Source organism: Paenarthrobacter sp. PPS72 (genome assembly GCF_048537125.1).
Classification (GTDB): Bacteria; Actinomycetota; Actinomycetes; order Actinomycetales; family Micrococcaceae; genus Arthrobacter; species Arthrobacter nitroguajacolicus_E.
The window spans coordinates 157,783-182,538 of record NZ_JBLYIE010000019.1; the positions used below are offsets into that span (position 1 = coordinate 157,783).

General features: G+C 59.5%; 17 protein-coding genes and 1 pseudogene. 8 read left to right on the plus strand and 10 right to left on the minus strand.

Features of this window, described 5'->3' with window-relative positions; all coding sequences use genetic code 11:
* Positions 1–29 precede the first annotated feature (29 nt).
* From ACLRGI_RS09840 to dnaA, 5 genes and pseudogenes are all read right to left on the minus strand, one after another.
* Complete coding sequence (locus tag ACLRGI_RS09840; RefSeq protein ID WP_402938797.1) at positions 30–584, minus strand: DciA family protein; 555 nt, start codon at positions 582–584, stop codon at positions 30–32.
* On the minus strand, positions 571–1,764 hold the full coding sequence (recF, locus tag ACLRGI_RS09845) for a DNA replication/repair protein RecF (RefSeq protein WP_419201476.1): 1,194 nt from the start codon (positions 1,762–1,764) through the stop codon (positions 571–573). Before recF ends, ACLRGI_RS09840 begins: the two co-directional genes overlap by 14 nt.
* A 23-nt stretch (positions 1,765–1,787) precedes the next feature.
* Positions 1,788–2,708, minus strand: a pseudogene (gene gnd / locus ACLRGI_RS09850) (phosphogluconate dehydrogenase (NAD(+)-dependent, decarboxylating)); the annotation flags it as partial.
* A gap of 69 nt (positions 2,709–2,777) precedes the next feature.
* Positions 2,778–3,902 (minus strand): DNA polymerase III subunit beta, encoded by a 1,125-nt coding sequence (gene dnaN / locus ACLRGI_RS09855; RefSeq protein ID WP_402938803.1) that lies wholly within the window; start codon positions 3,900–3,902, stop codon positions 2,778–2,780.
* Positions 3,903–4,477: 575 nt separating this feature from the next.
* Positions 4,478–5,896 (minus strand): chromosomal replication initiator protein DnaA, encoded by a 1,419-nt coding sequence (gene dnaA / locus ACLRGI_RS09860; protein WP_419201477.1) that lies wholly within the window; start codon positions 5,894–5,896, stop codon positions 4,478–4,480.
* A 465-nt stretch (positions 5,897–6,361) separates the two neighbouring features.
* On the opposite strand from dnaA, the gene rpmH reads away from it, so the two are divergent.
* The 8 genes from rpmH (at position 6,362) to ACLRGI_RS09900 (ending at position 12,002) form a co-directional block, all read left to right on the plus strand.
* Positions 6,362–6,499, plus strand: coding sequence for a 50S ribosomal protein L34 (gene rpmH / locus ACLRGI_RS09865; protein ID WP_011776797.1), 138 nt, complete (start codon positions 6,362–6,364; stop codon positions 6,497–6,499).
* A gap of 41 nt (positions 6,500–6,540) precedes the next feature.
* Positions 6,541–6,957 (plus strand): ribonuclease P protein component, encoded by a 417-nt coding sequence (gene rnpA / locus ACLRGI_RS09870; protein ID WP_419201478.1) that lies wholly within the window; start codon positions 6,541–6,543, stop codon positions 6,955–6,957.
* A complete protein-coding gene (yidD, locus tag ACLRGI_RS09875) occupies positions 6,954–7,367 on the plus strand; it encodes a membrane protein insertion efficiency factor YidD (protein ID WP_419201541.1) in 414 nt (137 codons plus the stop codon). The genes rnpA and yidD overlap by 4 nt, the downstream gene beginning before the upstream one ends.
* Positions 7,368–7,383: 16 nt before the next feature.
* The gene (gene yidC, locus ACLRGI_RS09880) at positions 7,384–8,367 is read left to right on the plus strand and encodes a membrane protein insertase YidC (protein WP_419201479.1); all 984 of its coding nucleotides are present in this window, start codon (positions 7,384–7,386) and stop codon (positions 8,365–8,367) included.
* On the plus strand, positions 8,367–8,918 hold the full coding sequence (locus ACLRGI_RS09885) for a Jag family protein (protein WP_419201480.1): 552 nt from the start codon (positions 8,367–8,369) through the stop codon (positions 8,916–8,918). Before yidC ends, ACLRGI_RS09885 begins: the two co-directional genes overlap by 1 nt.
* Positions 8,919–8,924: 6 nt before the next feature.
* A complete protein-coding gene (rsmG, locus tag ACLRGI_RS09890) occupies positions 8,925–9,575 on the plus strand; it encodes a 16S rRNA (guanine(527)-N(7))-methyltransferase RsmG (RefSeq protein ID WP_419201481.1) in 651 nt (216 codons plus the stop codon).
* A gap of 89 nt (positions 9,576–9,664) precedes the next feature.
* A complete protein-coding gene (locus ACLRGI_RS09895) occupies positions 9,665–10,720 on the plus strand; it encodes a ParA family protein (protein WP_419201482.1) in 1,056 nt (351 codons plus the stop codon).
* 67 nt (positions 10,721–10,787) lie between these two features.
* The gene (locus ACLRGI_RS09900) at positions 10,788–12,002 is read left to right on the plus strand and encodes a ParB/RepB/Spo0J family partition protein (RefSeq protein ID WP_419201483.1); all 1,215 of its coding nucleotides are present in this window, start codon (positions 10,788–10,790) and stop codon (positions 12,000–12,002) included.
* Positions 12,003–18,610: 6,608 nt separating this feature from the next.
* Here ACLRGI_RS09900 and trxA read toward each other — a convergent pair.
* The 5 genes from trxA to ACLRGI_RS09925 all read right to left on the minus strand — a co-directional run bounded on the left by trxA (position 18,611) and on the right by ACLRGI_RS09925 (position 24,564).
* Positions 18,611–18,937 (minus strand): thioredoxin, encoded by a 327-nt coding sequence (gene trxA / locus ACLRGI_RS09905; RefSeq protein ID WP_024818839.1) that lies wholly within the window; start codon positions 18,935–18,937, stop codon positions 18,611–18,613.
* Positions 18,938–18,975: 38 nt separating this feature from the next.
* The gene (gene trxB, locus ACLRGI_RS09910) at positions 18,976–19,932 is read right to left on the minus strand and encodes a thioredoxin-disulfide reductase (RefSeq protein ID WP_419201484.1); all 957 of its coding nucleotides are present in this window, start codon (positions 19,930–19,932) and stop codon (positions 18,976–18,978) included.
* A 228-nt stretch (positions 19,933–20,160) separates the two neighbouring features.
* Entirely contained in the window at positions 20,161–21,873 is a 1,713-nt protein-coding gene (locus ACLRGI_RS09915; protein ID WP_419201485.1) for an ABC transporter substrate-binding protein, read from the minus strand.
* Positions 21,874–22,014: 141 nt separating this feature from the next.
* Positions 22,015–24,033, minus strand: coding sequence for a murein biosynthesis integral membrane protein MurJ (gene murJ, locus ACLRGI_RS09920; RefSeq protein ID WP_419201486.1), 2,019 nt, complete (start codon positions 24,031–24,033; stop codon positions 22,015–22,017).
* Between the two features lie 27 nt (positions 24,034–24,060).
* The gene (locus tag ACLRGI_RS09925) at positions 24,061–24,564 is read right to left on the minus strand and encodes an NUDIX hydrolase (RefSeq protein WP_026005276.1); all 504 of its coding nucleotides are present in this window, start codon (positions 24,562–24,564) and stop codon (positions 24,061–24,063) included.
* Positions 24,565–24,756: the final 192 nt, after the last annotated feature.

Consider the following 24,756-nt stretch of genomic DNA (forward strand, 5'->3'; position numbering starts at 1 on the left):
TAGGGGCGTTGAAACGCCCTGCACGCCGTTTAGCCGTATGTGTCCCTCGGTCCGCGACCGTTAACGCTGCGTCCGCCTTTTCGCCAACTTGGAGCTGAAGGTCCCAGCACTTGAATGCTCGTGACCACGCCTTCGCCCAGTTCATTGCGGAACATCTCCAGGAGGCTGGTACTCAACAGCCTCAGCTGAGTGGCCCAGGCCGTGGAGTCGCAGCGGACATGAAGCGTTGTATCGGTGAAGCTCTCGGGCGTGCAATGAGCGGAAATGTCCGGGCCCACCAACGTCTCCCATTCGGCCATAACCGAGCCGACGGCCACGGGAGATGTCCAACCACGTTCAGCCACCAGTCGACCGACCACTTTTCCCAAGCCCAAGGGATCCCGGCCGCTGCCATGGAATTGGGTAAAGCCCCTGGTATCCCTAAGCCCTTTGCGCTTAGGAGCACTTCCGGGCCTCGGCGCGCGTTGGCGTACTTCGCCGCGGGCCGCAGCGGCCTCACGCATCCGGTTCAGTGCCGCTTGCGCAGCATCAATCTCGTCCGGCTCACGGCCGGGTTGCAGTCCTTCGTGGCTATCCTTCGCCATCGATGCCTCCCGGAACAACGGTTACGCGCCGTCCGGCCAGCTCCTCAGGGATATCGGCATCGACGGCGGCAGTCACCAGCACTTGCTCGGCACCAGCGACTATTGCAGCAAGCTTACGCCGACGCTGGACATCGAGTTCGGCGAAAACATCATCCAGGATGAGGATTGGCGCTGTACCACCTGTGCGGGCGTCATCCAACATCACATAGTAGGAAGCCAAGCGCAGCGACAGGCACATCGACCACGTTTCACCGTGGGATGCGTAGCCCTTGGCCGGGGCTTGTCCCAGCACGAGTTCCAGTTCGTCCCTGTGCGGACCTACCAAAGAGATGCCGCGTTCCAGTTCCTTTTTCCTCGATGCTGCGAAAGCCTGGATGTAGCGCTCCGTGAGGTCGTCAACGGACAGCAGCCAGAGGTCATCAGCCGACGTCGAAGGTTCTGTTCCATGTTCGGCCGGCCCGCCGTCGTCGTCCAGTACGCCCTGGATGGTTGAGCGGTAAACAGCCCCAGCGTCCTTGGAACCGTCAGTGAGCTGTGCATAAGCGCTGTTCAGGTGGGGACGCAAGCGCTCCACGAGTTCCAGGCGTGCATGCAGGAGTTCCGCACCGGCACGGGCCATGTGCTGGTCCCAGACGTCCAAGGTTGCCTCGTGGCCGGCCGTGAACTTGCCGGCGCGTGCGGATTTCAGCAGGGCATTGCGTTGCTTCAACACGCGATCGTAGTCGCTGCGGGTTGCAGCGTGCCGCGGAACGAGGCTTACCAACAACTCGTCCAGGAAGCGCCTGCGGTTCGAAGGATCGCCCTTGACCAGCGCCAAGTCCTCTGGTGCGAACAACACAGTTTGGCAGATTCCCAGAATATCCCTGGCCCGGACCGGGTTGCTGCGGTTGATGCGCCCGCGGTTCGCCCGGCCGGAATTGATCTCCAGCTCGATGACCGTTGACTGTTCTCCACGGACGAGCCTGGCCCGGATCATGGCGCGCTCCGTGCCGAAACGAAGCAGCGGAGCGTCTGTGCTGACGCGGTGGGAACTCAGCGTGGCCAAGTATCCGATGGCCTCCATCAGATTGGTCTTGCCAATTCCGTTGGAACCCACCAAAACCGTCACTCCGGGGCCGAGTTTCAGGTCGACCTGGGCATAGCTTCGGAAATCCGTCAGCGAAAGATGTTCTAGGTACACGCCGTTTGCAGGACTCCTGCGGCCTAGTTGGCCGGACGGGTGGCGTGTCCACCAAACTGGTGGCGCAGGGCGGAAACCATCTTCATTGCCGGAGAATTGTCTTCGCGGGAAGCAAAGCGGGCAAACAGCGCAGCCGTGATGGCGGGCGCGGGGACTGCGTTGGCGATTGCCTCTTCCACGGTCCAACGGCCTTCGCCGGAGTCCTCAACGTAGTCATCGATCGAGGCCAGGCCCGGATCTTCGTCAAGGGCCTTGACCATAAGGTCCAGAAGCCAGGAGCGGACAACCGTGCCCTTTTGCCATGCACGGAAAGTTCCCGGAAGGTCTTTCACAATGTCCTTGGCAGCCAGCAGTTCGTAGCCCTCGGCATATGCCTGCATGAGGCCGTATTCGATGCCGTTGTGCACCATCTTGGCGTAGTGGCCCGCGCCAACCCCACCGACGTGCACGAAGCTGTCGGCTCTTTCACCTTCGGGGCGGAGTGCATCGAACACCGGCATGGCCAGCTCAATGTCTTCGTCGGCGCCGCCGGCCATGAGGCCGTAACCGTTCTGAAGGCCCCACACACCGCCGGATACACCGCAGTCCGCAAAGCGAATGCTCTTTTCGGCAAGTGCAGCGGCGTGCTTTTGGTCTTCCGTGAATCGGGAGTTGCCGCCGTCGATCACCAAGTCACCGGGGCTGAGCTTCTCGCCGAGTTCCGTCACCACTGCATCGGTGATGGCGCCGGAAGGAACCATCACCCAGACCAGCCGCGGAGTGGGCAGTGCGGCGATGAGTTCATCTACTGACGCGACGTCCGTGACATCGGGATTGCGGTCGAAACCTGTGACCTCAATGCCACCGTTGCGCATGCGTTCGCGCATGTTGAAGCCCATTTTTCCGAGGCCGATCAGTCCGATGTGCACAGTGTGAACTCTTTTCTGTGAAGGTGGCGGGAGACGGGACCGGGCCGGGCCTCACTGGCTCGCATTCGTGGCCATTCCGGGTCTTCGAAACAGCCGCAACTTGAGCTAGTTGGGGAGGCGGACCGGCATCACAAGGTAACGGTAGTCGTCCTGGTCTTCGCCATCTGCTTCAGCCTGGGCCGTGATCATGGCCGGCTTCGGTGCAGTGGTGAAGGAGAAACGAACGTACTTGGTTTCGATGACGCTCAGTCCTTCAACCAGATAATGCGGGTTGAAGGCAACGGTGATGTCTTCGCCGGAAAGTTGGGCTTCGAGTTCTTCGGAAGCCTGCGCATCTTCACCGGTACCGGCGTCGAGATTCAGCAGTCCCTGGGTGAAGGCAAGACGAACAGGGGTGTTTCGTTCGGCCACGAGTGAAACACGGCGTACAGCCTCAACGAGTTCCTGGGTCTGGACTGTTGCGTGGATCGGGGTGGAATCCGGGAAAAGTGAACGGATCTTGGGGTAGTCACCATCAACGAGAAGCGACGTGGTGGTTCGTCCACCGCTTTCGAAGCCAATGAGCCTGCTGTCGTCGTCAGCAAGGGCAAGGTTGATATCGCCGCTGCCACCGAGGGTTTTAGCCACTTCGTTCAGGGTTTTGGACTTGACCAGGGCACTTGTGGAGATGCCCGGAGTGACAGGCTTCCACGGGACCTCGCGCATCGCGAGACGGTAGCGGTCCGTGGCAAGAAGCGTGATGAGGTCATCTTCAATTTCCATGCGGACACCGGTGAGGATCGGCAGAGTGTCATCCTTGCTTGCCGCAATGATCACCTGGGACACGGCCTGGGCAAAAGCATCACCTGGCAAGGTTCCGCTGATTGCTGGAAGTGCCGGAAGTGCCGGGTACTCGGACTCCGGCATTGTGGCGAGGTGGAAGCTGCTGCGGCGGCAGGTGAGCGTGACCTTGCTGCCATCAGTCTCAACTTCGACCGGCGCTGAGGGCAGGCTACGGCAAATGTCCGCCAACAAGCGCCCGGAAACCAGGATGGTGCCTTCAACAGTGATGTCTGCAGGGATTTCCAAACGAGCTGACGTCTCGTAGTCAAAGCTGGAGAGGCTAACGGTTCCTGCCTCGGCTTTGAGGAGGAGACCGGAAAGCACTGGTACGGGCGGCCGCGGAGACAACGACCGCGCGGTCCACGTAACGGCTTCTGCCAGGACGTCGCGGTCGACTCTGAACTTCACGGAAGGGTGCCGCCTTTCATTGCTGCTGCCATGTAGTAGCTGCGGATTCCTGCTTGGAAGCCGCTAAATCTTCGCAGTCCGGCACCGGAACCTGCATGGTCCGCACTGAGCGAACTACAAACAGACCCAAGGATGGGAGCGCTGCTGACAGCTTAGCCGGAAGATCCGCGATTAACCCATCCCCGTCGGGAGGGACCCCCCGTATGTGGACAGCGGAAGGCCGGTCACGGTTTGGCTGCCGGACTGTCCTCTGCAGGACGGGATGGGTGTCAGAACGAGATTGTTATTTGAGGGATTTCAATTTTTTGGGATTCGTAGTGTTAATAACTGCTGTGGAAACTGTGGATAACCCGATCTAACCGCGGCGTTCCGCGGTTAAGCCCTGTTCACGGATTGTGCGTTAACTGGGTTTTAAACAGGGTGTGGATGGGGACAACTCCCAGGGCGGTTTTTAACGATCCACAGATGGCTTAAGGGTTTTAAGCCCATTAACCGCGCTTGTCCCCTTAAGTATCCACAGGCTTATCCACATGCACCTGTTAATAAGGTATGTAGTGGCGGGCCCGATGTGGATTTCAGGAGTCGCGCTGCTGCTGTTTGATCCGGTTGGTCAGCTCGGTGACCTGGTTGTAAATCACACGACGCTCCGCCATCAGCTCGCGGATCTTGCGGTCCGCGTGGATGACTGTGGTGTGATCGCGCCCGCCGAGCTCCTGGCCAATCTTTGGTAGGGACATGTCCGTCAGTTCCCGGCACAGGTACATGGCGATCTGCCGGGCGGTCACCAGGGTTCGTGTGCGGGACTTGCTGCAGAGCTCTTCCATGCTGAGCTTGAAGTAGTCAGCTGTCTGGTCCAGGATCTGCTTTGCCGTGATTTCCTGGGCGCCGTCGTCGGTGATCAGGTCTTTCAGCACCATTTCAGCGAGGGCCACGTCCACCGGCTGACGGTTGAGGCTTGCGAAGGCGGTAACGCGGATGAGTGCGCCTTCAAGTTCGCGGATGTTGCTGGAGATCTTGGAGGCGATGTACTCCAACGCATCATCCGGCGCTGAGAGGCCTTCACTGAGGCCCTTCTTGCGAAGGATGGCGATGCGGGTTTCAAGTTCCGGCGGCTGAATGTCCGTCAGAAGGCCCCACTCGAAGCGGGACGTCATGCGGTCCTCGAAGCCGGCGAGCATTTTGGGCGGCTGATCGGAAGTGATGACAACCTGCTTGTTGGCATTGTGCAGGGCGTTGAACGTGTGGAAGAACTCTTCCTGGGTCCGGTCCTTGCCCGCCAGGAACTGGATGTCATCGATCAGGAGCACGTCCACGTTGCGGTACGTGGTCTTGAAGCTTGTGCCTTCGTCGTCGCGGATGGAGTTGATGAAGTCATTGGTGAACTCTTCCGAGTTCACGTAGCGAACCCGGATGCCGCTGTAGAGCCGTCGGGCATAGTGCCCGATTGCGTGGAGCAGGTGAGTCTTGCCCAAACCGGAATCACCATAGATGAACAACGGGTTGTATGCCTTCGCCGGAGCTTCAGCGACAGCCACTGCGGCCGCATGGGCAAAGCGGTTGGACGAACCGATCACGAAGGTATCGAAGATGTATTTCGGATTGAGCCGGCCAAACTCGTGCGAGGTACTCGGCGGCGTGGGCTGCGGCTTTGGTTCTGCGAAGTCCGATACTGCGGAAAGCTCGACGACGGGTTCCGGCTCGGCATGGACGGGCACCAGATCGGTGTCGACGTCGATTGCGCAGCGGATGTCATCAGAGAAGACATTGCGGAGGGCATCATCCAACGCGTCCTTGACCTGAGTCTGGAGGACCTCACGGGTGAGTTCGTTGGGAACGGCCACCAGCAGGGTTGAACCGATGAGGCCTTGCGCTTGGGCGAGGATGACGAAACCGCGCTGACGGGGTGAGACCCGCTCGTCCTGTTCCATGAGGCTCAGCACCCTGCGCCAGGAACTTCCGACAGTGTTGGCGTGGTTGGCTTCGTCTACTGTCATCAATCAGTTCCTAAATACTTGCTTGCCGGCGTTGCTGGCAGCCGAAGTCTCTCCGGCGGCGCTGTTCTGGGCGATAATCCACAGAGTTATACACAGCGGGTGGACATTGGGCTACTGAGCCACTCTAGGGGATGAAATCGCTAGAAGATAGCTGGGAAGTTGCCTGTGGATAATTACACCGTTGTTGTTCGCCAAAGCGGTCTGTGAGCCACTTCATCCACAGGTTGCGGGAGGCTGTTGGACACAGCTGTGGATAGCCCTCCGGCAGGCTCCCGGTTTGACTGTGGGTGCCTTTTTGCCCTAACGTTGTGAAGTCCTTTGTGTCCGCTTTTGAGATCAGTTGTAACTCCGTACGTTCACCGTGCGGAAGGCAACGGCGGCAGGCACATACAAAACTTAGCGTCGGCCAGTTCTTCCCCTTTTTTGATCGGGTGGGCGCACCTTTGATCCACTGGAGTAACTAACGTGAGCAAGCGGACTTTTCAGCCGAATAACCGCCGTCGGGCCAAGAAGCACGGCTTCCGCCTTCGTATGCGCACCCGTGCCGGCCGCGCCATCCTGGCTGCCCGTCGCGGCAAGGGCCGCGTCGAACTGTCGGCGTAAATAACTGACTTGTCGGTCAGGGTCTTTTTGCGGGTTCGACGGTGCTAGCCACCCCTAACCGTCTGCGGACGTCTACCGACTTTTCAACAACTGTACGTTCCGGCGTCCGCAATGGACGCCGGAACTTAGTGTTATATACGGCCTCTATCGGGGCCGGGGAGCCGAGTCGAATCGGCTTCATTGTCTCCAAAGCCGTCGGGAACGCCGTGACCAGGAACCTCGTTAAGAGGAGACTGAGAGAAGCAGGCGCACTGTCCTTGCATACGCATGGAACGGGTCTGGCGGTAGTAGTCCGGGCGCTGCCCGCAGCTGCAACAGCCAGCTGGGAGCAGCTGCTCTCGGACTACAACGCCGCACTGGCAGTGACGACGAAGCGATTGGGTGGCTCAGCTCCACGCAACGCTTCGACCGAACACAACGGCACCACAACGGGAAGGGACACCGCGTGCATGACATAAGCACCGCCGTCGTTCCTTCCTCAAGCGACCCCTCCGGGAAGGTTCCGCATCGGAGTCTTCCGGCGGCGGTAGGCGCTTTCCTCTGGGAGCTGCCCCGCAACATCCTCATACTTTTGCTGAAGGCGTACCGCAAGGTCGTCTCACCCCTGTACGGCCAGGTTTGCCGTTTCTTCCCCTCCTGCTCGGCTTATGCCTTGGAAGCAGTGACGGTGCATGGCGCCGTGAAGGGTAGCTGGCTCGCAGCCAAACGGCTCGCCAAATGTCACCCATGGAACGCCGGTGGAGTGGATCACGTCCCCGCCGGTCATCGTCATTGGCCCGAAGGCCGGACGCCCACAATTGTTGTACTGAACAATCCGGACCAGTTCCTGGCTGCTCAGGCTGATGAAGAAGGCCGCTCGGCGGCCTAACGAATAGGGATATCGTATGGACTTCTTTGAAACAATCATGTTTCCGTTCAAGTGGCTGGTGTCAATCATCATGGTTGGCTTCCACGAGGGACTGAGCTTCATTGGCATGCCCGCCGCGAACGGCTGGACGTGGACTTTGTCCATCATCGGCCTCGTGTTGGTGATCCGTGCCGCCCTGATTCCTGTATTCGTCAAGCAAATCAAAGCGCAGCGCGGTATGCAGCTACTGCAGCCGGATCTGAAGAAACTTCAGACCAAGTACAAGGGCAAGACCGATCAGCTGTCGCGCCAGGCCATGGCCCAGGAGCAGATGGCTCTGTACAAGAAGCACGGCACCAACCCGTTCTCGGCGTGTTTGCCGATGCTGATCCAGATGCCGTTCTTCTTCGCACTGTTCCAGGTGTTGTCGGGCATCTCGACCAACGCCAAGCAGGGCCAGGGCGTCGGTGCCATGAGCCACGAGCAGGTAGTCCAGTTCGATTCATCCAGCATCTTTGGTGCGCCGCTGTCCGCTTCGCTCCTTCACGGTGACCCCAGTGGTGGCAACAGTGCTGTGGCTGTGTGGATTCTGAGCATCATCATGATCATTGCCATGACGGCCTCGCAGTTCATCACGCAGAAGCAGATCATGGCCAAGAACATGTCCGAAGAGGCCATGGCCAGCCCGTTCATGCGTCAGCAGAAGATGATGCTCTACATCCTGCCGCTCGTGTTCGGTATTGGTGGCATCAACTTCCCGATCGGTGTCCTCATTTACTGGACCACCACCAACCTCTGGACCATGGGCCAGCAGTTCTTCGTTATCCGCCGCATGCCCACGCCGGGATCCCCTGCAGCAAAGGCTCTTGAAGAGCGCCGTGCCGCAAAGGGTCTGCCCCCGCTGCTGGGTGGAAAAAAGAACGCCGCCGCGGACGCTGCCGCTGAAGCTGCCGCTGCTGCAGCTGCCGAAATCAGGGCCCAGCGCGTCCAGCCACAACGTAAGAACAGGAAGAAGAAGTAATGTCTGCCGAGAGCACTGAAGAAGCAATGACCACTGTGGCCGAAGACCAAGAGGACTCGCAGGAAGAGACGCAATCCAAGACGGCCAGCCGCTTGGAAGAGGAAGGCGACATTGCTGCCGACTACCTCGAAGAACTCTTGGATATCGCTGACATCGACGGAGACATCGACATTGAGGTCCGCAACGGACGTACATACATCTCCATCGGCGCTGATGAAGAGTCGGCAGCGCTGGACAGCCTCGTAGGGCGCGACGGAGAAGTCCTGGAAGCCTTGCAGGAACTGGCTCGCCTTTCGGTGCTTTCCGCCACCGAAAGCCGCTCACGCCTCGTGCTGGACATCAACGGATACCGCAAGGAACGCGCCGGCGTGCTTCAGCAGATTGCCGAGGATGCCGTTGCCAAGGTCAAGGCCGACGGCGGAACAGTCGCCCTTGAGCCGATGAGCGCTTACGAGCGCAAGATTGTGCATGATGCTGTTGCTGATCTCGGATACGTCTCCGAGTCCGAGGGCGAAGGCGCTGGCCGCCACATCGTCGTTTCGGCCGACTAGCAGCTCATGGTTGAAATCACCGCAGCTGAACTGGAAGCGGCAGAGAAGATCTTCGGGGACCGCTTGGATCTTGCCAAGCGCTACGTGGAACACCTGGCGACGTCGGGGACAGAACGTGGGCTGATAGGCCCCCGTGAGATTCCGCGTCTTTGGAGCCGGCACGTCTTGAACTGTGCGGTAATTGAGTCTGCCATTGCCATGGACAGCCACGTTGCCGACGTCGGATCCGGCGCCGGGCTTCCAGGACTCTGCCTGGCTATTGCCCGCCCGGACCTCGAGCTGACCCTGATTGAGCCCCTGGAACGTCGTGTCATCTGGCTGCAGGAAGTCGTGGATGACCTGGGTCTGGATAACGTCACCGTCATGAGGACGCGGGCTGAGCTCGCAGTCGGAATGGTGGATGCTGACGTTGTTACGGCGCGTGCCGTTTCTGCCCTTTCCAATTTGGCAGGCCTCACCATCCCTCTGCTGAATGGTCACGGCGAAGTGGTAGCCATCAAGGGACGCAGCGCGGCCGAAGAGATTGAAAAAGCGAAGAAGGTCATCCGCAAACTTGGTGGCGTGGAAACGTCAGTTGTGGTTTGTGGACAGGAGCTTTTGGAGGAACCCACCACCGTGGTGAGGATCATCGTCAACAAGCCCGGAAAGACGGCGTAGGTCCCGCTCGGTTTCCCGCGTGTCGGCGGCTGAGCGGTTAGGCTAGAGAACGGCAGCAAGCGCCGAAATGAGAGTGAGAGTGTGAACCAGTGGGCAGTAGTGAAACCTCCACGCAGCGAATCCCCCCATTTATGTCTTTGGGGTCCGCGCGGGCAATGGCTACACCCTCGGCGTCACTTCAGTCCGCGATAGTGCGTACGAATTCGGTTGACAATGCTGCTGTTTCACGTGAAACCGCTTCAGATGGAGTGCGTAACGTCATGGATTCCATCGATGATTCCAGCCCCATCGCCCGTCAGTTGGCAAACGAGACTCGACGACGTGAACGGCTGATCGGCAGGGAACTGCCCAAACCGGACAAAACCCGCATCTTCACGGTTTCGAATCAAAAGGGCGGTGTAGGCAAGACCACCACCACGGTGAACATCGCCGCGGCCCTGGCGTCGGCCGGCCTCAACGTGCTGGTGATCGACATTGACCCCCAAGGCAATGCCTCCACTGCCTTGGGCATTGAACATCACGCCGATGTTGACAGCATTTACGATGTGTTGATCAACGATCTTCCCCTCAAGGAAGTCGTGGCTCCGTGCCCTGACATCCCCAATCTCATCTGCGCGCCGGCAACCATTCACCTCGCCGGCGCCGAAATTGAGCTCGTTTCGCTTGTTGCCCGCGAGCAGCGGCTCCGCCGTGCCATTGACGTCTACGCCAAGGAGCGGGAGAACAATGGAGAGGGCCGGTTGGATTACATCTTCATCGACTGCCCTCCGAGCCTTGGACTGCTCACCGTCAACGCTTTCTGTGCCGCCAGCGAGGTCCTCATCCCCATCCAGTGCGAGTACTACGCACTGGAAGGCTTGAGTCAATTGCTCAAGAACATCGAGATGATCCAGAAGCACCTGAATGCTGATCTGGTTGTCTCCACCATTCTCCTGACCATGTATGACGGACGCACGAACTTGGCCGCGCAGGTTGCTTCCGAGGTCCGCCAGCACTTCCCCGAACAGGTTCTTGGTGCTGTGGTTCCACGCTCGGTACGTATTTCCGAGGCTCCGAGCTATCAGCAGACCGTCATGACATACGATCCTTCTTCGAGCGGCGCGCTTTCCTACATGGAAGCCGCAGCCGAAATAGCTGAACGCTAGAATTCTTGAAACACTGCAACAGCTTGGGCCGATCCGTGCTCGGCAATTCCATCGGAGGGATGAATCAATGAGCGAAAAGCGAAGGGGCCTCGGCAGGGGTCTTGGGGCTCTCATTCCTAGCTCGGCCGCGGCCCAGGGAAACGGGGCCGCACCGTCCCGTCCCGTGGATCTGTTTTTTCCCGAGGCACGGAAAGCCGCAGAGCCCACTACGGTAGAGCCTGCGCTCGACGAATCGGACGCACTCGATTCCAAGCCAGTTGCTGCCAAGCTTGCTGCAAAGACCGGGGCCACGAAGTCCTCCAACAGCAACAAGACATCCTCGCCGTCCAAGCCTGCGTCCAAGTCTGCCGCGTCGCGTACCGCAGGCGCTGGCAAGGCAGTTCCTGCCGAGGCAGCATCGACGGCGACCGCCACGCCTTCAGCATCATCTCCGCGCTCAGCTCCTGAAGTCGAGCTGGTGGAAGTCCCCGGAGCTCGATTTGCTGAGATCCCCGTCGGCGATATCCATCCGAACCGTAAACAACCTCGTTCTGTCTTCGATGAAGATGACATGGCCGAGTTGGTGCACTCCGTTCGGGAAATCGGTGTCCTCCAGCCAATTGTTGTACGTACTTCAACCGAAAAGGGTGGAGAACCGTATGAGTTGGTCATGGGTGAGCGTCGTTGGCGTGCGGTTCAGGCCGCGGGACTCGAAACCATCCCCGCAATTGTTCGCGACACCACCGATGATGACCTTCTTCGTGATGCTTTGCTGGAGAACCTCCACCGTAGCCAGCTGAATCCCTTGGAAGAAGCCGCAGCGTACCAGCAGCTCCTGGAGGACTTCGGAACCACGCACGAGCAGCTCGCCGATAGGATTGGCCGCTCCCGTCCGCAGGTGTCGAACACGCTGCGCCTGCTCAAACTTCCGCCGCTTGTTCAGCGCCGTGTTGCCGCGGGGGTATTGTCCGCCGGGCATGCGCGGGCACTGCTTGCACTCCCGGATGCTGCTGCGATGGAACGAATGGCGCAAAAGATCGTAGCAGAGGGTATGTCGGTTCGAGCCACCGAAGAATCGGTTGCTTTGTATCAAGATCCCACCACGCCCGCTAAGAGCAGCATCCCGAAACCGAATGCCCGACACGAGCGCCTGGACTACTTGGCGTCATCGCTGTCAGACCGTTTGGATACGAACGTGAAGATCACGCTTGGTGCACGGAAGGGCCGCGTGAGTATCGAGTTTGCGAGTGTTGAGGACCTAAACCGAATAATGGATGTTCTTGGCCCGGGTGCCGAGGACTAGATCCAGCCATTAATTGGATGGGGCTCACATATCGTGGGCCCCATCTTTTTTGGATCTTGGTTCATTGAACAACTTTCGCTTGCTAGTCTCGCTTGAACCCTGGACGGTAATCCCTAATATGCCTCTTTCACGTGAAACCAAGTAGTTCCTCATGGTCGAATACGGCCGAACTACGGTAAGCCACGTGGATAATGGCGATTGATGCTGCTATCGATTGTCTGCGGTGCTTAGACCTCAGGCAGCTGGGGCATGTTCGGCTTGTTCTGCGGCAGCTGGCCTTGGGTATCCTGTGAAGGACTAGCGTTGCGTATACAGGGATGAAGGCACAGTTTCTCCGTGTTCGGGGTAGTACTGCACTCGCTCGAGTCTGAATATACCGGCCTCCTCACCCCCACGGGGCCACCCAAGCGCTCAGCCTGGCTAAGTCGGGCATTCCCGTAATGGCCACGGCTCCCGTCGCTACCCCGCCTATGCGGGCCGTGGCGGGCGATTGCAGGCTCAAGTGGGCAATGCGCTACGGGCGGACTGATTAGGGCTGAGTCTAGGCGGTAAATCTGAACGACTTTGCTGAACGAGGCAGTCTTTGTACTTGTTGCTACATCATCCAGAGCACTAGGTTTCACGTGAAACAAGTAGCCCGTAGGTCATCAATGCACACAGTTCCTGCTCCCCTGAGTGCCCTACCGAGCCGACGTAGGCCGGTGCGCGATACATGACCTGTGGAAGGTTCGTGTTTGGGGGCCTCCAATCCGCTCTCAGGCTCCATAGAGGCGGCATTCCTCAGTGATTATGTCCCGATATCAGATCGGTCGTGCTTCAGGTCAGTCGTGCTTTCAGGTGAGTCATGCTTTCAGGTGAGTCATGCTTCAGCGGGGGTGCTGTACTGACGCAAAACCGCCCATGTTGAACAGGTGTTGTAGGCGCCCTTATGCAAGTCATGATCAGTACGAGGGTCTGGGGTCATTCTTCGCGTGCGACTCGGGAAAAGCTTCGCAAATTGCCAATCGAAGCTCGTACGCTGACACATAGATCCACTGGTTCCGGCTCTGCATGGATATTTGGGGCAGGAACGGCGCCCAGAAATGTCGAGAACCAGGTGGTAATACCGATTCCGGGATGCCCTCGCCCCTCTACGGTCGCGCACTTGGAGAGCTCGAAGTCATTTCCTGTTTCACGTGAAACACCAGGGTAAATCATCGATGACGTCGGCTTTATAGCGAGGAGTGATTGGCACTTATGAGCCCGGAATCCTTGTGTGATCAGCCACGCGGTATGGTGAACCGTAGACACTACACGGTGGGCCGATGTGACGACGTCCTTGCGTTTCACGTGAAACAACTCTCTGCTTTCCGGTAAGAAACCTTTCCGGCGTGATCGGTCCCTTATCTCGACGAACTCAGAAGCCGGCGCAGGGGGGGCTTCGGGGATATCGGTTTGAGCATTAGCTCACCCATAGACGCTATCGAACCTTAGACCTGCTTCAGTGTGATGCTTCTAGTTCGGACGATTGCTTTCCTACTGCGGTATCTGGTCCATAAGCGCGATTGCGCACGCGCGAACGTGGGGTTCGATCAGTTGCTTTTGGTATTGCCCTGCTCAGGCTGCGGGCTTCCTTCCGTCCTTGTGTTTGTCGAAGCCCGGAACACTCACAATGGGGCGGCCGGCTCTTGTGTTGGGCTTGCGCCCACAGGTTTGTCTTGCGATCAAGTAGAGCCATTCACTCCCGGGGAGTGCCAAGAATGTGCGACAGTGAAATGAACCAAGTGATGTGACGCTAGTCTGGATGGCGCTAGTGTGATGAGGGTTTTAGAAGGAAGGGTTAGCAGGAAGGGTTAGTCGTGAGCGCCCGCCAGAGGGCTGCCGGAGACCTGACCGAGACCTGCCTCTACCCCGGTACGCCATCATGTTGCTGTCCAAGTGCGAAGCGTGGAACCGCCTCGTCCCCTGGGGGCGCAAGGAGACAGTCGATAGTCCTGTACCTACCGCTAAACGAAGACCACGTTCGCCAGCTCTACGATCGGCACATCTGCACCTTGATTCCTTCGGAGTTGACGAGGGTTCGCTGTCCCTAATTAGTGAGCTTCCCGGTGTGTACAGCAACGCGCGGGTGTCCAGGCCTCGAGCCCAATGAAGGGCTATGGCGGACTAGCGGGGTCCATCAATGGACTGAGGCGCCTTTGCATCTCCACGGCGGTTATGTATCTGCCTCTATGTGGGCGGTCCGCTAGCGTGTCGTGTTCCTGAGCGGCGACACGTCCGAACCGAGACCGGCACTACGCACTCCGATACTGAGAGCGAAGTGGGCAAATGGGACACAGCGGTCTGTCTAGGGAGTGGAGACAAGCACACGGCCTGCCGGGGGCGAAATGCCTGGAGGCCAACTATGCCTCGACCGATCCGGGCCGTCTATTGGGCCAGACAGGATGGTCGCTACGAGCTGTGGGAGTCAGCTGAACCAGCGCAGCACGGACAGCTGGTTGGGGCCGGTAGGACCAGAGGCTCTCTTCGTGGCTACAGTGTTGTGGCGCACGATTGGTCTGATGTTGCGACGCGCCCGGATGATGCGAGTGCAGACGTACCTGGCCACCTTAAGAAGGGCAGCTGGGACGGTGAGGCCGATGTGCCGATCCCCTCGCGAGGAGGCCTGCGCACAGCTCCCCCGCAATCGGAAGAGGTCGTGATGTTTCACGTGAAACGAAGCACTGTGGGCATCACATCGGGAAATGAGGATGGAGGAAACGGCGGAAGAGCCCGTGGATAACCCGGTGGATATCGCTGTGGAAAACTCTGGGGATAACTATGCGGATGCAGGAGAGTTCACCTTGATCCTCCACCCACTCGCGTATGGCCGCTGGTGTACTGTGGATCCTTCGTCGTTAGTTAGTAACTCAAATTTCCTTAGCAGCGTAGGGATACAGGATCACTTCGGCCTCTACGGCAGCTGATAGCGTCATTTTCGTTGATTTCCCGCGCTATGTCGGTGTCATTCTCTGGATTGTCCTCCGAATCCCCTTCCGCGCGCACTCGGCTGCTGGGCCAAGTACTTTCCGGGCGAATAGCAAGGCAAGCGGACCGGCTGGACCTCAGATGTGGGCAAGCTCATGGACGGTGGATAAGCCTGTGGATAACGCTGTGCATAAGTATGGGGAAAGATTGAGCAGAGCTGGTGACATGCAGGAAGAACGGGCCTAGGATCGCTCCCTCGATGCGCCCCGCCTGTTACCTCTGGACGGCACCTCGCCGGCCTAAAGTAGCCAAGTTCACTTACGTGGAACCCGCGGTTTGAATGCTGAATTCACGACGCTACCCCGCTCATGCCCAGAGCTATGTCCTGCTCTCGGCAAAGCGAGAACCTCAGAGGAAGTGGGGCCTGTTGATGATGCTCATTCATCAGATGTCTCCACGGATTGTGGAGCCGTAGACCAGGTCACGACGAGGCCATCCACGGTCGGCGTCAGGTTCCTTAGGGGTTTTATAGTGGCAAACATTCGTTGCCGCTTGGGAGAGCGTAGGCATGCTGACGTCATAACTCCCTAGGCTAGCCCGAGAGCGTCCGCACGCTGGCGTCTTGGAAGTCATCCGCTCAATACGTCGGCGACGATACTTCGCGGATCCCCCCTCATAAAACCATGTTCCACACACCTGCATGGAGTGTCATTGAGCCAGGCAGGCTGCCCCCAATGTTTCACGTGAAACTGACCGATGCCTCCTTTGGCTCACGGGAGCCCAGTTGAGCCCTGTTGGACTCCCTACGTACGGAGGTACCGAAGGCTCCCGCGAGCGGCTTGCACGCTGCTGGATCCACGGGCATGGAAGTGACAGGGGGGCCGAAGCGTTGGCAGCACCGTTGGTTTCACGTGAAACAGTGAGCCTCGCCAAGGTGTCACTGGCCTCTAAACGGAGGTATCGAAGCCCTAGCGACGCCGGGTCTCTTCTTTCCTGACCAACGTCTAAAACTTGCGTCGCCCGGGAGTGGTCATGCGACCACATAAGACTCGGTGGATCCGACGTGGAAGCGTTCCTTTACATTGCCCGCGGTCAACGGCATACGGGCCGGGGGAACCTGTCTCGCGGCAGTCGTAAGGGCTTGGAGAGGGGCTGCTGGGTGGTGGCCTCAAGCGACGTTGTGTTGCTAGAGCTTTGCTCCCTCCGTGACGGGCTGCCGTGCGACCGCTGATAGACGGTTGCCATGCGTCGGGAAACTCCCAGGGACAAGGTGTGTGCGATGCAGGCGGACGTCAAGCTGCCGCATGCTTGACGTCCTGTTGAAAGGAGGACGTCACTGCCTCTGGAGCGTCTGGTCCTTCGGTGCCCGTCTGCGTCGGCCGGTTGGGTCGTCTGCGTCGGCCGGTTCACCTCATCCTCCAGCTCAAAGATGATTCCCCGGGCTTAGCGAGTCTTGGATGACAGTCATGTCGTCTACATCTGCGGAGCCGGAAAGTTGGGGCGAGTCCAGATGGTCAGTTCCAATTGGTCTACAAGTGGCAGAAGCACGCAGAAGCACGCAGAAGCACGCACAAGCGTGCGGAAGCCTACGGGTTACTCAGCGGGTTAGCTCGTCTGTTTCACGTGAAACAGTGAGAGGCCGGACCTCTATACGGTTATTTGCCCTACCCGCCCCATTTCCTGAACTCCAAGCAAGCCGAAACCTCCGTATTTCGCGTCTTACGGAAGAATACTGGGCAGTTGCCCTCCTCGGGACGCCTGAACAGTCGGTGATGCTGAGGAATGAGCAATAAGCCTATCGGGCGGAATGGGCTGTCGGTCGATCTCGGGGGTACAGCTGAGATCTACCCTCCTGAAGAGCGTCGGATGCTGTTTGTGCATGGTGAAAGTGAGGTGGTTTTGGGGCCTATCAGGCTGGTTATTGAGATCCACGCAGTTTCGGCGTGGTGGGCGCAACTAACAGTAATAGCCCTCTAGCCAGGGCCCGGGCACGTTTCAAGCACGACAGCGGGCCGTAAGTGCATTAGCGAGCCCCAGGTGACGTAGTTCTCTAATGCCCAACTTGGTATGAAAGCTGGCGGAGCTGTTCACTGGCCCGGCTCGGAGCACGCTACTCCGCTTCGAAGTAACAAGATGGGCTCCTGCCTGTCCGATTCCGACTGTGCTGAAATGGAATCTAACGGGCGCTCGAAACGTGAGCGTTGACTATTGAACCCGGAAGCCGCGGATAGCTTTACTGCTTCCGTCGCTATCGAGAGGCCCACTTAGGGCCGTCCTAGGGGCGTCTAGTAGCCCTATGGGGCCCTTCTGGCCATGGTGGCATGCTTCTGAGTGCCTGAGGCGTCGACGGCTATACACGGGCCTCTATAGGGTACCGTCGAACCTCTACGCGGTCTTCTGGGCCATAGAACGGCTCGAGACCAGCCGGATCTGCTCCATAGTGAGCAACAACAGGACTCCCCGGAGTGTTGTAACCCTGCAGCACGCGGCAAAAGTCAGGCGTACGTCAGGTTTTGCGGCTCGACTAGAGAGCTGGATGCGTCGCAGTTCTCACCCGCTAGTCGCATGGCCTGGTGCTTAGAAGTATTTTGAGCTCGAGGGGATCACTCCCCTCCAGTGGACCACTCCCCGCGGCCCGAAACTGATCAATATACCTAATTTCGCGCATTCTTAGTGGCGTTCCAGCGTCAATGCCGGGCCTCTCGCGCCTAGGAGTATGTACGCATGGATGGGGATCTGCGTACTTGGTGTCTTGCAGGCAGCTGACCACGATGCTCGGTGTCGCCTCATTTTCATTGTTTGCTGATCTGCTCGGCCTTGTTCCATGATTCACGAGCCCCCAGAGGATGCTGCCAGGACAGGCACGATGGGCTGTTTCACGTGAAACATAAGCCCGGATATCTTGTGGCCATCCCTAAGGAATAAGCGCGCGTACCGGTTCTGTTTCACGTGAAACCCCTCCTCCGTGGAAAGTTAGAGTTTCAACAGCGGTCTACGCCGCTGACTAGAACGGGCCGCAACCTCAGCCAGCTGGAATAAGCTGGACGGATGGCGTGGCACGCAGCACCCCTTGATCCTTTTTGCAGTCGTTGTTGGTTAGTACTGAGACTGTAGACCACTCGACTGAGCATCGGTTCTTGCAGCTAATCGACCTACTGGTCGAAGTTGTGAACACTCCGTTGCTTGCCGGGAGGCGACTCGCCCATCCGCCACCTTAGTTCCAACAAGGACCCCCCGTGAACGTCCTGCCTTAGGCCACCAGCCCACCAATTCCGTACTATCGTGCCCGAGACAGACGCAACCGTCGGACAGAATCAGACGGATTCAGACGGGCTCCGAACCTTCGTCGGACGGGTGCAGTCACAGGTGGAGACTCGACCGACGGGTTGGTTCAGAGTGAAAGGTTGTAACAGCGGACTAAAGGCAAGAACAGGCAGACCGGACGGGTTAGGTCCGGTGATTGCAAAGAGTAGTCCCTATCCCAGGTAGGGACAAGTGAGTTCCATAGTTCCGGGCACGTGTGAACCTCTCCAGCGGAAAAGGGACTCGTACGCGACTGATTTAGGTTCATTTCTACCCGAGATGCAAAAATCGGCGACTACCACTCCTTCAGGAGCAGTAGCCGCCGGCTTTTTCGACTAAATTCAGCCAAGCACGGATGCTTAGGACAAGACGTCCGCGAATTCCTTCTCGAAGAACTGCTTCGGCTTGGCGCCGATGACAGTGCTCTTCACTTCTCCCCCGCTGAACAGGTATACGGCCGGGATGGACGTGATGCCATACTCAGCTGCGATGGCGGGGTTGTCATCGACGTTGAGCTTCACGACGTCGACCTTGTCGCTATACTCGACCGAGATCTCGTCGAGGATGGGACCGAGCTTACGGCAGGGGCCGCACCACTCTGCCCAGAAGTCCACGATGACCGGCTTCTCTGAAGCGAGGACATCTGTGCTGAAGCTTGCGTCAGTTACGTCTTTTGCGTTACTCATAACTTTTCCCTTCGTATGGTTGCTAGCTTGGAGGCAGCTTAGGAGTGCAGGTCGGCGAGGTAGTGCTCTACGTCAAGGGCAGCAACACAACCGGAGCCCGATGCCGTGATGGCCTGGCGGTACGTGGGATCGATGACGTCACCCGCGGCGAAGACACCCTTGATGTTGGTGCGGGAGCTACGGCCCTCCACAGCAATGGTTCCTTCAGGAGTCAGATCCACCTTGCCCTTGATGAGATCCGTGCGGGGGTCGTTGCCGATGGCCACGAAAACGCCTGTGACTGCGAGTTCGGACTCCGTACCGTCCACCAGGTTCTTCAACTTCAGGCCTGTAACCTTGTCCCCACCAAGAACATCCTCGACGGCGGTGTTCCACACGAAATTGATCTTCTCGTGGGCCTGGGCACGATCACCCATAATCTTGGAAGCCTTGAGAGTGTCGCGGCGGTGAACAACGGTGACGGACTTAGCGAACTTAGTGAGGAACAGTGCTTCCTCCATAGCGGAGTCGCCGCCACCGATCACGGCAATGTCCTGGTCTTTGAAGAAGAAACCGTCGCAGGTTGCACACCAGCTAAGACCGTGGCCCGAGAGGCGCTTCTCATTGGCCAGTCCGAGCTCGCGATACGCCGAACCCGTGGACAGAATGATGGCCTTCGCTTGGAAGGTTTCCCCTGTACCGATGGTCACAGTCTTGATATCGCCGTCGAGGTCCAGCTCGGTGACATCCTCAAAGAGGATCTCCGTACCGAAGCGGGCTGCCTGCTTTTCGAAGTTCTCCATCAGGTCCGGGCCCATGATGCCCTCAGGGAAGCCCGGGTAGTTTTCCACGTCCGTGGTGTTCATCAGTTCGCCACCAGCAGTGACGGAACCGGCAATGAGCAGAGGCTTCATGTTGGCGCGGGCGGTGTAAACGGCGGCTGTGTAGCCGGCGGGGCCTGAACCTACGATGATGACGTCACGCACCTGCGATGCGCTGTTTTCTGCAATGCTCACGTGGCGTGAACCTCTTCCTTAGTCGATGCTGCGGCTTTCGGGGCAGCCACCTGACTCAACCCCTGTTGCGTTCCAAATATTCCGTTGGAGTTGGCGACCCTAAAAGCCACCAACATTCAGGGTACCGTCTGCACACCTGCCGAATCGAAGCGGTGACGCCGATGTAGGTAGCAGTAGAGGCCGCTCTGATAGGTCAGAACGGCCTCTACTGCGACTCAGTTGGGCGTGCTACTGAACGGTGACCTCGGCCAAGCGCAGCCCGAATCCAAATCGCGTCTTCGGTGCGGCCAGCTTCGGGAGGGCGCTGATGACCACGATGACGTACTGCGTCTGGGTCGGAGCTGCAAGCGGCATGGTGAGCTCGGGGGACGTGAAGCTGTTGGTGCCCACCAGCTTTGCCCCGTCCATGGCCGGACGATCGTTGGTGTAGACGCTGATGCTACCGCCGGAGCCACCCAACTGATTCAGTACAACCGACTTGACCTCGGTGGGTTCCTTGAGCTGGATCACAAGCGGCATGTCCTGGAAAAGGCCACCCCAGTTTGCGGAGGCGAATTCCATGTCCGACCAGTAGCTTGCCGCGTTGCCGTCAAAGGCCCTGGCAAGGTCCTTGTCATAGGTGGCGGCGAACGGGAAGTCGCCGAGGCGCGTGATTCCTTCAATTTCCGGCGGTGTGGCAGGGGCCGGAGCCTCGGTAGGCGCGGGCTCCTCGGTTTCCGGGGCAGAGGGCTGCGGGGCAGGCGTGCTTTGCGTTGCGACCGGAGCGCCGCTGGGCAGGAGGCTGCCGAGATTGGTCACCGCAAGGACCAAACCGACCACCAGGACAGCGGCCAGAAGGCCACCTACGAGCCACCGCAGCGAACGCGGTTCCTTCTCAGGAGCCTCGTCTTCGTAACCTTCGTCTTCCGCGTAATCGTCCGCGTAATTGCCGGTGGCAGCTGACGACGTCGGGAAGCTGCTTGCCGCACGATCGTAGCCGGAGTTGCTGGCACGACCAGCAGCAGCGGAAGCACCAGCAGCTGCACCGGCTCCTGCGCCGCTGAAGCCGTAGTCCTCTTCGGACCACAGGGAAACCTTGGGCTCGGCAGCCGACTCGCGGCTGGCAGGCTCGCGGTTGACCGGCTCGCGGCTGGCAGGCTCGCGGTTGGCAGCCGGCGACGCAACGGGTGTGGATGAAACCGGCTGTGAAGACACAGCCTGGGTGGGCGGCTGGGATGCGACAGCAGGTGACGCTCCGCCCGCATTGCTGGAAGAGGCGGTGTTGGCACCGGCCGCGGCAGCACCGGCGTCGTTGTTCTTGGAACCAGCGTGCTTCAGCGCTGCAGCGGCGGCAACACCCGCTGCTCCGGCACCGGCAGCGGCTGCGGCCAGCTTGCCCGCGATCCCGCTCTTGGGAGAAGACGGGCTGGACGAGGGCATCGGCGGTACATGAGGTGCGGTACGTGCGGGAGGTGCCGGTTCCGAGTCAGGCTCGGACGGGATGGGGTAGCCGTTTTCGTCGTACTGGATGTATTCGGCGTCGTGCTCGTCATCCTCGTACAGGCCATCGTAAGTTTCGGGCTCGTAGGTGCGCGGCTGGCCGAAGATTTCGCTTCCGAGCGTCTCGGTGAAGAAAGGCTCGATGTACGGCGGGTTGGTGGCCACAACAAGGTCCAGCAGATCCGGCGCGGTGCTGTGATTGGTGATCAGGTAAGTGGTGTTTTCACTGATACCCAGATCCAGGATCTGAACGTGGCCCGGCCTCTCCCCAGTGGCCACTTCGCGGGCGCTCTGGGCAACCTGTTCGGCATTTCCGGGACCAGCAACAAGGATGCTCACGGGACGGTTGAGGACCTGGTCCACGCCGTCGAGCACCTGATCTTGGTCATGCGAGGTCAATACATTGGCCGTGACCTTGTAGCGGCCGCCAAGTACTGATCCGACGTCGATCGGGTGGGACACGTGTTCCTCCTAGGCTGTCCGGGAGCTGCGGTCCTGCACATGGCTCCCCCGGCGCGAGCCGGTTGAGCCGTTTTTGCAACTACCTATATTCGTTTCTAGCCTAGCGGATTGACGCCCGCCGCCCACGTTGGCGCCACCGGCTTACTTCCTATGGCTGCGCTTGGCGGGGAAGTACGGATTCTGTCCGGCGCCACCCTGGTAGGTGCGCCGACCCGGCAGTGGGACCTGCGGACGGAACTTGCCGCCACGAGCTGTACTGGGCGTGTCCTCCTCCGGCAGGTAGGTCTTCGGTGCGTCCGGCGAGTCATCCGCGGCGGGTTCCTGGGTCCGCTGCGGAGCCAACGCCGGGCCCGCCCGGAAGGAGGCTGCATCAAACTCGCCGGAGATGCGCGGAATCAAACCGGTGTCGTCCGAGACTGTGGCGCGTGCCGGCGTCGTGGGTTCCGGTGCTGCGCCGCTAACCGGCGCCGGGGCGCCGCGACCCAGGCGACCCATCAGCGGACGCAGGAGGTCGCGCAGTTCGGTGACGTGGAAGACACGAAGAAGGACCAAGTAGGCGAGCAGCATGACAGGCCCGACGACGACGACTGTCACCAGGGCGGCCGGGCGGCTGCTCCATGCGAAACCGTCGGCGCGGTAGCTACCCAAGAGCCACAAGGCCCCGGCGCCGGCAAGGGCAGAACCCAGGCCTGCGTAGCCCATGCGGATGTACGAATTGGCGATGCGGGGACCATCCAGGTGACCCAGCAAGCGGCGCAGGAACACCACGCTGATCACCACGGAGAGGATGTTGCCCAGCGTGTAAAGGATGGCAATGGCGTAGATGATCTGGCCGACGGGCAGGAACTGGATGAAGAACGCGCCCACCACGTAGATCACGGCCAGCCACAACTGGACGTACAGGGGCGTACGGGCGTCCTCGTTGGCGTAGAAGACGCGGGACATCATGAAGTTCGCACTCAGGAACGGGGTGCTCAGGGCGAGGATGGTGAGCGTTTGGGCCAGCATGACACCGTCCTGCGGCTCCCCGCCGGAGAAGAACATGCCCAGCGGACCAGCCAAGGCGAATAGCGCCAAGGCACCGAAAACCGTAGCAACGGCCATAGTTCGCAGGCCATGGGAAAGGGCGTCGCGCAGTTCGGCTTTGTTGCCGTCCTGCGAAGCGCGTGTCATGCGGTTGAAGAGCACGGTGGCCAGAGACAGGGCGATGATCGAGTGCGGCAGCAGGTACAGCTGGCTCGCGACTTCCAGGACGGCGTTACCGGGAAGGACGGCAGCAGCGGCCTTATCCCCTGCATTGTCCAGCCGGAGGCGCTCAGCACCGGGAATGGTGGCGATCCTCATGACGTACAGGAACGCCAACTGCCCGACGGCGGCCGTTGCCAGCGTCCAAACACTCAGCTTGGCTGCCTGGCCAAGTCCAACGCCGCGCCAACCGAAACGGGGCCGGAGCCCAAGGCGCAAACGGAAGACGGGAATCAGCAGGATGGCCGTCTGCGCCACCACGCCAAAAGTGGAGAAACCGGCGATCAGGAGCGTCTGGGTGGGCCCCCAATTGTCCAAGGTGTGGGGGTTGTAAACATTCTCGCCAAGAATCCAGATGAACATGCCCAGGCCCGCGATGGCCACCAGGTTGTTGAGGATGGGGGCCCACATGGCGGGGCCGAACGCTCCGTGGGCGTTCAGCACCTGGGTAAGGAGGGCGTAGAGCCCGTAGAAGAAGATCTGAGGCAGGCACCAAAAAGCGAAGGTGACTGCCAATGCTTTTTGTTGCTCGGAATAGCCTTGCGTGGTGAGGTCGATGACCAAGGGCGCCGCGAGTGTCACCAGCAACGTCAATGCCAGCAACACCAAGACGGCGAGGGTCAACAGGCGGCTGATGTAGTCCGCACCGCGGTCCGGCGCCTTGCTGGCCTTGATGATCTGAGGGACCAAGACGGCGTTGAACACGCCGCCGGCCACCAGCAGGAAGATCAGGTTCGGCAGGTTGTTCGCATTGATGAACGTGTCATTGATGGTGGATCCCAGGCCGAGCGCGGCACCGAGCATCCAGGTTTTGGCGAAGCCAAGGAACCGGGAAACGAGCGTTCCTGCCGCCATGATGGCGCTGGAACGTGCTTCTCCGGATTGAACGGACTGGGTGGTTTTGGCTTCAGACATCGCCTTTATCGTCCCATGTACCCGGGGTCAGAGGTGTTCGGGCAGCACTTCCCGTGCCAAATCGGCGATGCGGCGTTCATTCGGGAAGGACAATTTGCGAGCCAGTTCCTGGATGGGGACCCATGCGGCGTCCACGGCCTCCTGGTCCGGATCATTCTCGATGGTGAGCTCGCCGCCCGTTGCCCGGAGCAGAAAGTGGTGCACGGTCTTGTGGACGCGGTGGCCACTGACGGTGAACCAGTAGTCGATGCTGCCAAGGGGCGCCAGGATGCTTCCTTCGATGCCGGTTTCCTCGGCGATTTCACGGACAGCGGCTTCCTCGTTGTTCTCGCGACCTTCCGGGTGGCCCTTCGGGAGGCACCACTCAAGCCGGCCACCCCTATTAAGGCGGGCGATAATCGCAACCCGGAGTTCGCCGTCGGACGTATCTACTACAACGCCACCGGCTGACACTTCCTCCACAGTGGGAAGGGAGGCCTGCACCGGGTGCTGCTGGGCAGGCGCGACGTGTGCACCGATTGCCGACGGCAACGGTGCGTTTGTCCTCCTGCCAGGAGCGCTCGGGATCGGGTTGGCCATGAGGTCCACTCTAACGACTCTTGCCCTCGAGTGATGACCGGGACATGGCCACAAGATGGACTGCAGGAGATGGTCCTTGGACGCATGCCTGATTTCGCATGGAACAGTGGCCCAATGCTGAGTAAAAATCTGCCAAGCTTAAGG